Annotated in this window: 5 protein-coding genes and 1 pseudogene; 3 read left to right on the top strand and 3 right to left on the bottom strand. The window is 65.8% G+C overall.

Going from position 1 to position 7,972, the window contains the following annotated elements; translation table 11 throughout:
- From ACMO6A_RS12355 to ACMO6A_RS12345, 3 genes and pseudogenes are all read right to left on the bottom strand, one after another.
- Positions 1-813: pseudogene (locus tag ACMO6A_RS12355) on the bottom strand (hypothetical protein); the annotation flags it as partial.
- Positions 814-922: 109 nt separating this feature from the next.
- Complete coding sequence (locus tag ACMO6A_RS12350) at positions 923-1,489, bottom strand: LysR family transcriptional regulator (RefSeq protein WP_009608208.1); 567 nt, start codon at positions 1,487-1,489, stop codon at positions 923-925.
- 4 nt (positions 1,490-1,493) lie between these two features.
- Positions 1,494-2,960, bottom strand: a complete 1,467-nt coding sequence (locus ACMO6A_RS12345; protein WP_086414987.1) for a response regulator transcription factor — start codon at positions 2,958-2,960, stop codon at positions 1,494-1,496.
- A gap of 387 nt (positions 2,961-3,347) precedes the next feature.
- Here ACMO6A_RS12345 and ACMO6A_RS12340 point away from each other — a divergent pair, with 387 nt between their 5' ends.
- Genes ACMO6A_RS12340 through ACMO6A_RS12330 form a run of 3 tightly spaced genes read left to right on the top strand, consistent with a single transcriptional unit; the run spans position 3,348 to position 7,906 of the window.
- The gene (locus ACMO6A_RS12340) at positions 3,348-6,401 is read left to right on the top strand and encodes a molybdopterin-containing oxidoreductase family protein (RefSeq protein WP_015759999.1); all 3,054 of its coding nucleotides are present in this window, start codon (positions 3,348-3,350) and stop codon (positions 6,399-6,401) included.
- 3 nt (positions 6,402-6,404) lie between these two features.
- Positions 6,405-7,037, top strand: coding sequence for a 4Fe-4S dicluster domain-containing protein (locus tag ACMO6A_RS12335; protein ID WP_009306099.1), 633 nt, complete (start codon positions 6,405-6,407; stop codon positions 7,035-7,037).
- Entirely contained in the window at positions 7,037-7,906 is an 870-nt protein-coding gene (locus ACMO6A_RS12330; RefSeq protein ID WP_015759998.1) for a dimethyl sulfoxide reductase anchor subunit family protein, read from the top strand. The genes ACMO6A_RS12335 and ACMO6A_RS12330 overlap by 1 nt, the downstream gene beginning before the upstream one ends.
- The last annotated feature ends 66 nt before the right edge of the window (positions 7,907-7,972 follow it).

Here is a 7,972-nt window from a genome sequence, read left to right as displayed (position 1 = left end):
GGACTCGCGCGCCGCGGCCGGCCGCTCGCACGCCAGCGTCACCAGGCAGTCGGCCTCGTCGGCAAGCGCGCGGAACCCGTCGAAGCACGGGTACGGCTCCTCGGAGCTGGACGAGGCCAGCGTGCGGCCGGCCGCCACGAGGCCGTCCGTCGCCAGATGGCGCACGAGGCGCTGCGACGCCTTGCTGAGCGACCCAAAGTCGTCTGCCACCAGCGTCAGCGGCTCGCGCTCGACCTCGGCTTTCACAAGGCCGCGATACGCCAGCGACGAAACCTCGCACGGCAGCAGCGCGCGGCGCGCCTCCAGGTTCTCGGTGAGGATGGCGTGCACGGTCTGCTCTTCGGCGGTGATCAGCCAGCGCTCGTCATCGTCGGCGCAGTCGCTGATGCTCTTGTAGAAGAACTTGAGCATCTCGCGCAGCCGGCCCGGCTTGAGGCCGCTCACCTTCACGTCCTCCATGAGCACGGCCAGCTCGTTCTCGTCCAGCACGCGCGCGTCGCGTCCCACGGCGTCGCCGACCCGCGCATCGCCCAGAATCGAGAGGGCCAGCTCGCGCACCGACACCACGTCGAGCGCGCCCAGCAGCGGATCGTCGGCCGCAAGCGCCCGAAAGCGCGCGGCTGCAACGGCGTCGGCGCACACGACGCGCACGTTCGACCCCGCCTCGACGCGAGCGCGAGCCGCGCGCAGCAACGCCGGCGCAACGTCGTCGGACGCATCGTGCTCCACGCACAAGCACTTCGCGCCGCTATTCAGTTCCTCAAGAAGATTGTTCGCCGCGTCTTCGACGGACGCAGCAGTACAAGCACTCATATTCGGTCTCCATCCATTCTTCGGATGAAGCCCTTTGCTCGAAGCCCCCCAGCTTCATAGCGCTTTCACTTCTACGCAGTATGCCCAACCGCCGCGGGCGCGTCTACCATCATTCCGAAACGGAATGGATGAAATCGAGCGCCTCCTGCTTGTCGCCCACGCCCAGCTTGCGGTACACGCTGCCCAGCACGTCGGCCACCTCGTCGCGCGTCAGCGCCAGCTCGCCCTGGATCGTCTCGAAGCCGTGCTCCTCCACGTACAGGATGAGCGCGCCCAGCTCGCGCCGGTCGAGCCCGCAGCGCTCGGCCGCGAGCCGGCACTTGCAGCGCAGCGCCATGTCCCCCGCGGCCGCGGGCGAGCCGTCGACAGCACCCTCGCCCGCCGCGACACCGGCAGTCGAGCCCGCAGCCTGCCCGTCGCGCGCCGCGCGCACCAGCAGCTCGGTGGCGCGCAGCAGCTTCTCCATCTGCCGCGCCTGCGCGTACAGCACGCCGCCCGCCTCGGTCAGGCTCACGCCGCTGCGGTCGCGTACGAACAGGTCGGCCCCGAATTCGCGCTCCAACAAGGCCACGTGCTTGCTCAGCGTCGACTGCGTCAGATGCAGCTCGCGCGCAGCCGCCGTGAAGCTGCCGCACTCGGCCACCTTCGCGAACTCGTGCAGATACGCCGTCTCCATCGCCTCAGACCGCCTCGTCCTGCGCGGCCGTCTCGTGGGCCAGGTCGATGAGCTCTTGGCGGTTGTCCACGCCCGTCTTCTGGTAGATGTGGCGGATGTGCGTGCTCACCGTACCCGCCGAGATGAACAGCGTCTCCTGGATGCGCGAGATGGTGCGCCCCTCCAGCAGCAGCGGAAGCACATCGGTCTCGCGCGGCGACAGGGCGAAGCGCTCCGCGATCAGCGCACACGGATCCACCGGGTCGGCCGGGTCGTCGGCGGCCTCTTCGGGCACCGTGCCCATCAGGCTGACCTCGCCGATGCCGATTTTGATGAGGTCGGTCTCCGTGAACAGGAACAAATGCGCGATGAACAGCAGCGACACGGCCACCAGCGTGACCAGCGTAAGGTCGAACATGCTGACCCCGGTCGCCTCCAGCGAATGGGCGAACAGCTGGCCTGCAGTCTCGCCGCCGTACAGCGCCACGAACCCCAGGCCGATCGTCCGCGCCGGGCTCACACGGAAGCTGGACGCCACGTCGATGCACACCACGCACAGCACCAGCACGAAGCAGTGGTAGCCGCCGAAGATAAGCGCGCTCGAATACGTGTTGTTGTCGGCCATAAACGGCGTGGACAAGCACCCCAAGCACAGCATCGGCATGGAGACGCGGTACGAGAAGAACACGCTGTCGCGCTGCAGGAACACGGCTATCAGGCAGACGGCCAACGCTCCGATGAAGCCCGCCAGAAACAGGTACGTGCCGAAGATGTCCTGCACCTCGTAGGTTTTGAACCCCGACACCACGTCGAAGAACCCCATCAACATGCCGATGAGCACCGCGCCCAGAAGCGCCTTCGCGAACAGGGTCGCCGTATGGCGCGACAAAGGCTGCTCGGGCTCGCGCGGCAGCTGCGGCGTATCGGGCGCGCTGCGCCTGAGAGCTGCCGCCGAAAGCACGGGCATGACAACGATGAGCACGATGACGGGTATCGCCGGCCCTACGATCAGCAAGAACCCCACGACGAACGCGATGCACAGCGACGAGGCAAGCTCCACAAGCGCCAAGCGGCCTCCCAGCCCCGACTCGAGCTCGATCCAGCACAAGAACAGCACGGCCGAGCCCGTGCCGGTCATGACCGCGCTCAGGCCCAGCACCAGCATGCCGACGGGCGTGGTAGGATCGGAGAACGGCGTGAGCACGCTGCCCGCGCTCATCATGATGGCCGATCCCAGCACGATGGAGCGGTTGCCGCTCACCCGCTCGCGCCGCACGATGACGGAGACGAACAGCATGGTCACCACCATGGCCACCAGCGATATGATCAGGCTGACGTACAGCGAGCCGCGCACGTCCGACGAGAAGCCGTACGGCACGATGCTGTAGAACATCATGAGCATCCAAAGCCATTGCAAGGCCGCACCCGCGATGCGCGTGAGGGAAAGGCTCGTCCCCAACGCAGTATCCCATGCACTCCGAAGCTTTTCCATGCCCCACCCCCTGTGAGCCCGTACGGAACGTCGCTCGCGCCGACCCCTCTGTCGACGGGTTCGATTATACGGAAAAGATGAGCATCCCTCTTTGAGGAAGTTATTCTAGTTTCAGAATAGTTTATGACCTTCGTTTGATGTTTTTCCAGTTCAAATCGTCATCGATTTTTTCATGATCACAAGATCATAAGAATTTATGATGCGGTCGAACCCGCTTTCCAACCTTTGAACGATGCTCTGCATCCCCTCGCATCCGTATGGTCAACCCAAGCGACACGGGGACTTTGCACCGGTCCGGAGCCCGAGGCTTCGCCCGGAAGCCCCCCTCCCCGATCGCCCGAACGAAGACGAGCAAGACGAGAACGAGGAGAAAGAAGGAGGAGGAGTATGGGTAACCTGACCATGTCACGACGCACGTTCGTCAAGACCGCCGCCATCACCGGTGCGGCAGCCGCGGCGTTCGGCGCTTCGACGCACACCGCGCTGGCCGAAGAGACGTACAGCAGCGTGTCCGGCAACGACACCGTGGCCGTGAAAACGTGCTGCCGCGGCTGCGGCAAGATGGAGTGCGGCGTCAAGGTCATCGTCCAGAACGGGCGGGCCATACGCGTCGAGGGCGACGAGGGAGCGTTCCAGTCCATGGGCAACTGCTGCACGAAGTCGCAGTCGTCCATCCAGGCGGCGTACCACCCCGACCGTCTGCACTATCCCATGAAGCGCACGAACCCGAAGGGCGAGGAGCCCGGCTGGCAGCGCATCTCGTGGGACGAGGCCATGCAGTCCATCGTGGACAACTTCATGGACATCAAGGCGAAGCACGGCGGCGAGGCCATCGCCTGCCAGGTGGGCACGTCGCGCATCTGGTGCATGCACTCGGAGTCCATCCTGAAGAACATGCTGGAAACGCCGAACAACGTTGAGGCCTGGCAGATCTGCAAGGGCCCGCGCCACTTCGCCACCACCATGGTGTCGCAGTTCGCCATGTCGTGGATGGAAACCATCACGCGCCCGAAAGTGTACGTGCAGTGGGGCGGCGCGTCCGAGCTGTCCAACTACGACGACTCCTGCCGCACCACGGTGGACGTGGCATCGCGCGCCGACGTGCACATCAGCGTCGACCCCCGCATGGCCAACATGGGCAAGGAAGCCGACTACTGGCAGCACCTGCGCCCCGGCACCGACGGCGCCCTGGCCCTGGCCTGGACGAACGTCATCATCGAGAAGAAGCTCTACGACGAGCTGTACGTGAAGAAGTGGACGAACGCCCCGTTCCTCGTGTGCGAGGACATGGAGCCCTCCGGCTTCCCCACCGTGCGCACCGACGGTTCCTACTGGGACGTGAAAACCGCGCTGCTCAAGGAAAGCGACATCAAGGAGGGCGGCAGCCCCTATAAGTTCCTCGTGTACGACAACAACTGGGAGAAGCTGAAGGCCGAGGGCGTCGAGCACGAGTACGGCGCGTTCACCTGGTTCAACGCCGACCAGGAAGGCGTCATCGACGAGACCGGCGGCTTCTGGGAGGGCGAGAACTACGACTCCGAGAAGGCGCGCCAAGGCCGCGAGGCCGCGCAGGACAACCTGCTGCCGGGCCAGACGCAGGGCTGGCTGCCCGATCCCATGCCGTTCGACCCCGCCATCGACCCCGCGCTGGAAGGCGAGTTCGAGATCACGCTGAAGGACGGCAAGACCGTGAAGGTCAAGCCGGTGTGGGAGCACTACAAGGCCCGCGCCGCCGAGTACAAGCCCGAGGTGGCGGCCGAGATCACCGGCATCCCCGCCTCCGAGATCGAGGCGGCGGCCACGGCCTACGGCACGCGCATCGACCCGTCCACCGGCTACGGCAACGGCGGCATCCAGTACATGCTGGCGGTCGAGCACTTCTGCAGCGCCATCCAGAACTGCAGCGCCTTCGACAACCTCGTGGGCATCACCGGCAACATGGACACCCCGGGCGGCAACCGCGGCCCGACCATCGTCCCCATCGACGGCGACCTCCAGGGCTTCAGCGCCTGGGCCCCCGGCGCCACCACCCCGCCGGAGGAAGTCAACCGCAAGCAGATCGGCATCGACAAGTTCCCGCTTCTGGGCTGGTGGCAGTACTGGTGCGACAGCCATTCGCTGTGGGACGCCGTCATCACGGGCGACCCCTACCCGGTGCGCGCCCTCTGGAACGAGTCCGGCAACTTCATGAGCCAGACGAACACCACGCGCGCCTGGGAGGCCCTGTGCTCGCTTGACTTCTACGTGGACCTCAACCTGTGGCACACGCCGCAGAACGACACCGCCGACATCATCCTGCCGGTGGCCCATTGGATCGAGCTCAACTCGCCGCGCGCCAGCCAAGGTTCCGCCGGCGCCATGGGCGCCACGGTCAAGTGCGTGCAGCCGCCCGCGGAAGCCAAGTACGATCCCGAGATCGTCATGGACCTCGCCCGCCGCATGAACTGGAAGTGGACCGACGAGCCGGGCAACGAGTGGCCCGACATCAACTGGCAGCTGGACGACTCCATCAAGCTGCTCACCGACGACGAGCTGACCTACACCACGTGGCACGTCGAGAACGGCAAGCCCACGTTCGAGCGCCACGGCGTTCCGATGGCCGAGGTCACGCCCAAGTACAAGACGTGGGACGAGTACGTCAAGGCCTTCCAGGAGCACGGCTGGTGGCAGGCGAAGGACATCGAGCCGCGCAACTGGGGCACGTACCGCCGCTACCAGACCGGCGCGATGCGCGCACGCGACCGCGTGTGGGGCCGCCTCGACTACACGGCCGGCAAGGGCATCGGCGACTGGAAGCCGGGCTGGTTCACCCCGACGATGAAGCAGGAGATCTGGTCCACCGTCATGGAATCGCACCATCCCGACCATCCCGAGTGGAGGCTTCCCACCTACACCGAGCCGCCTCACGGCCCGAAGGACGGCGACCGCATCAAGGAGTACCCGCTGACCGCCACCACCGGCCGTCGCATCCCGGTGTACTTCCACTCCGAGCATCGTCAGCTGCCCTGGTGCCGCGAGCTGTGGCCCGTGCCGCGCGTGGAGATCAACCCGAAGACGGCCGCCGAGTACGGCATCGAGCAGGGCGACTGGGTGTGGATCGAAACCGAATGGGGCAAGATCCGCGAAGTGGCCGACCTGTACTACGGCGTGAAGGAAGACGTCATCAACCTCGAGCACACGTGGTGGTACCCCGAGGTGAAGGACGCCGGCCACGGCTGGCAGTTCTCCCAGGTGAACCAGCTGATCGACCACTACGCCCAGGATCCGCACTCCGGCACATCCAACCTGCGCGCCTACCAGGTGAAGATCTACAAGGCCACGCCCGAGAACTCGCCGTTCAACAACCCCGTGCCGTGCGACTCCACCGGCACGCCCATCATCCATACCTCCGACGACCCCCGTCTGAAGGAATGGCTGCCTACCTACGAAGGGAGGGAGTAAACCATGACGAAGGCTATCATCACCGACCTCAACCGGTGCGTGGGCTGCCTGGCGTGCTCGGTCGCCTGCAAGGCGGTCAACAACGTGCCCATCGGCAGCTACTGGAACAAAGTGGTGCGCGTGGGGCCGAACCCCATCCCGGGCGGATCAGGGCAGTACCCCGACGTGTACATGTACTTCCTGCCCATCAGCTGCCAGCACTGCGAGAACCCCGAGTGCGTGAAGGTGTGCCCCACCGAGGCGTCGCACGTGGCCGAGGACGGCTCCATCCAGATCGACAAGGAGAAGTGCATCGGCTGCCAGTTCTGCGTCATGGCCTGCCCCTACGGCGTCCGCTACCTCAACGAGGAGGAGAAGGTCGTCGAGAAGTGCACGCTGTGCGAGCAGAAGCTGTCGCAGGGCGAGCTGCCCCAGTGCGTCAGCCAGTGCGGCGGCAACGCCCGCTGGATCGGCGACACCGAGGCCGGCTACGAGTCGTTCGAGGGCTCCGAGGACCCGCTGGGCAAGCGCCGCAAGATGGTGGAGTTCCTGGAGCCGTTCACCGACGCCGACGTGCACAAGCTGCCCGACGTGGGCAACAAGCCGTCGTACTCCTACATCCTACGCGACCATCACTGGGAAGGAGGTGATGAGTAATGGAAACGCAGTGGCCTCTCGTCATCTTCACGCTGTTCGTATGCTTGACCTGCGGCACGCTGGGCGGCATGTCCATCCTGGCGCTCAAGGGCCAGGGCAGGAACCTGCAGATGACCGCGCTCATCACGTCCGCCGTCTCGCTGGTGGTAGGCGGCATCGGAGCCTTCCTGCACCTCGAGCACTGGGAGCGCATCTTCAACGGCTTCGGGCACATCACGTCGGGCATCACCCAGGAGCTCATCGGATGCGTGGCGCTGGCCATCGTCATCGTCGCATGGTTCGTGGTCCTTCGAGGCGGCAAGCCCGTTCCCAAGGCGCTGGCCTGGGCGACCCTCGCGGTTGCCGTGCTCATGATGGTCGCCACCGCGCACTCCTACCTCATGCCGGCCCGTCCCGCGTGGGGCCTGGCGCTCGTGGCGTTCTATCTGGGCAACGCGTGCCTCCTGGGCGCCGCGGCCGTCTGGCTGATCTCCATCCTGAAGAAGGACGAGGCCGTCGAGGCGACGGGCATCCAGCTGACGTTCATCGCGGCCCTCGTGCAGATCGTGGCCGACGTGGTGTTCGTCATCGCCTGCGCCATGGCGAAGATCGCGCAATTCGGCTACTACGCCGACCCGACATCGATGACCACGGCCCCCACGCACGTCGACAGCCTGATGACCGTCATGGTGTCCGGCGCGGGAGCGCCCATGTTCTGGGGCTCCATCGTCTCCGTGATCGTGGCTGCGGCCTGCGCCTTCGTGGCGAAGAAGAAGGTGGGCGCCTCCAAGACGCTCATGGTCGTCGCCGCCATCGGCGCGCTGGCCACCTCCGTGATGTTTCGCGTGCTGATCTACCAGCTGGGCTACCCAGTGGTCCTGATGTACTAACCGCACGACGCCCGGCATCTTCGGATGCCGGGCGGCACCCCGGTCGCGTTCCGGGAAGGAAACTGC

The sequence above is a fragment of the Eggerthella sp. genome, assembly GCF_048329335.1.
Classification (GTDB): domain Bacteria; phylum Actinomycetota; class Coriobacteriia; order Coriobacteriales; family Eggerthellaceae; genus Eggerthella; species Eggerthella lenta.
This window is presented reverse-complemented; position numbering and strand designations above follow the sequence as displayed.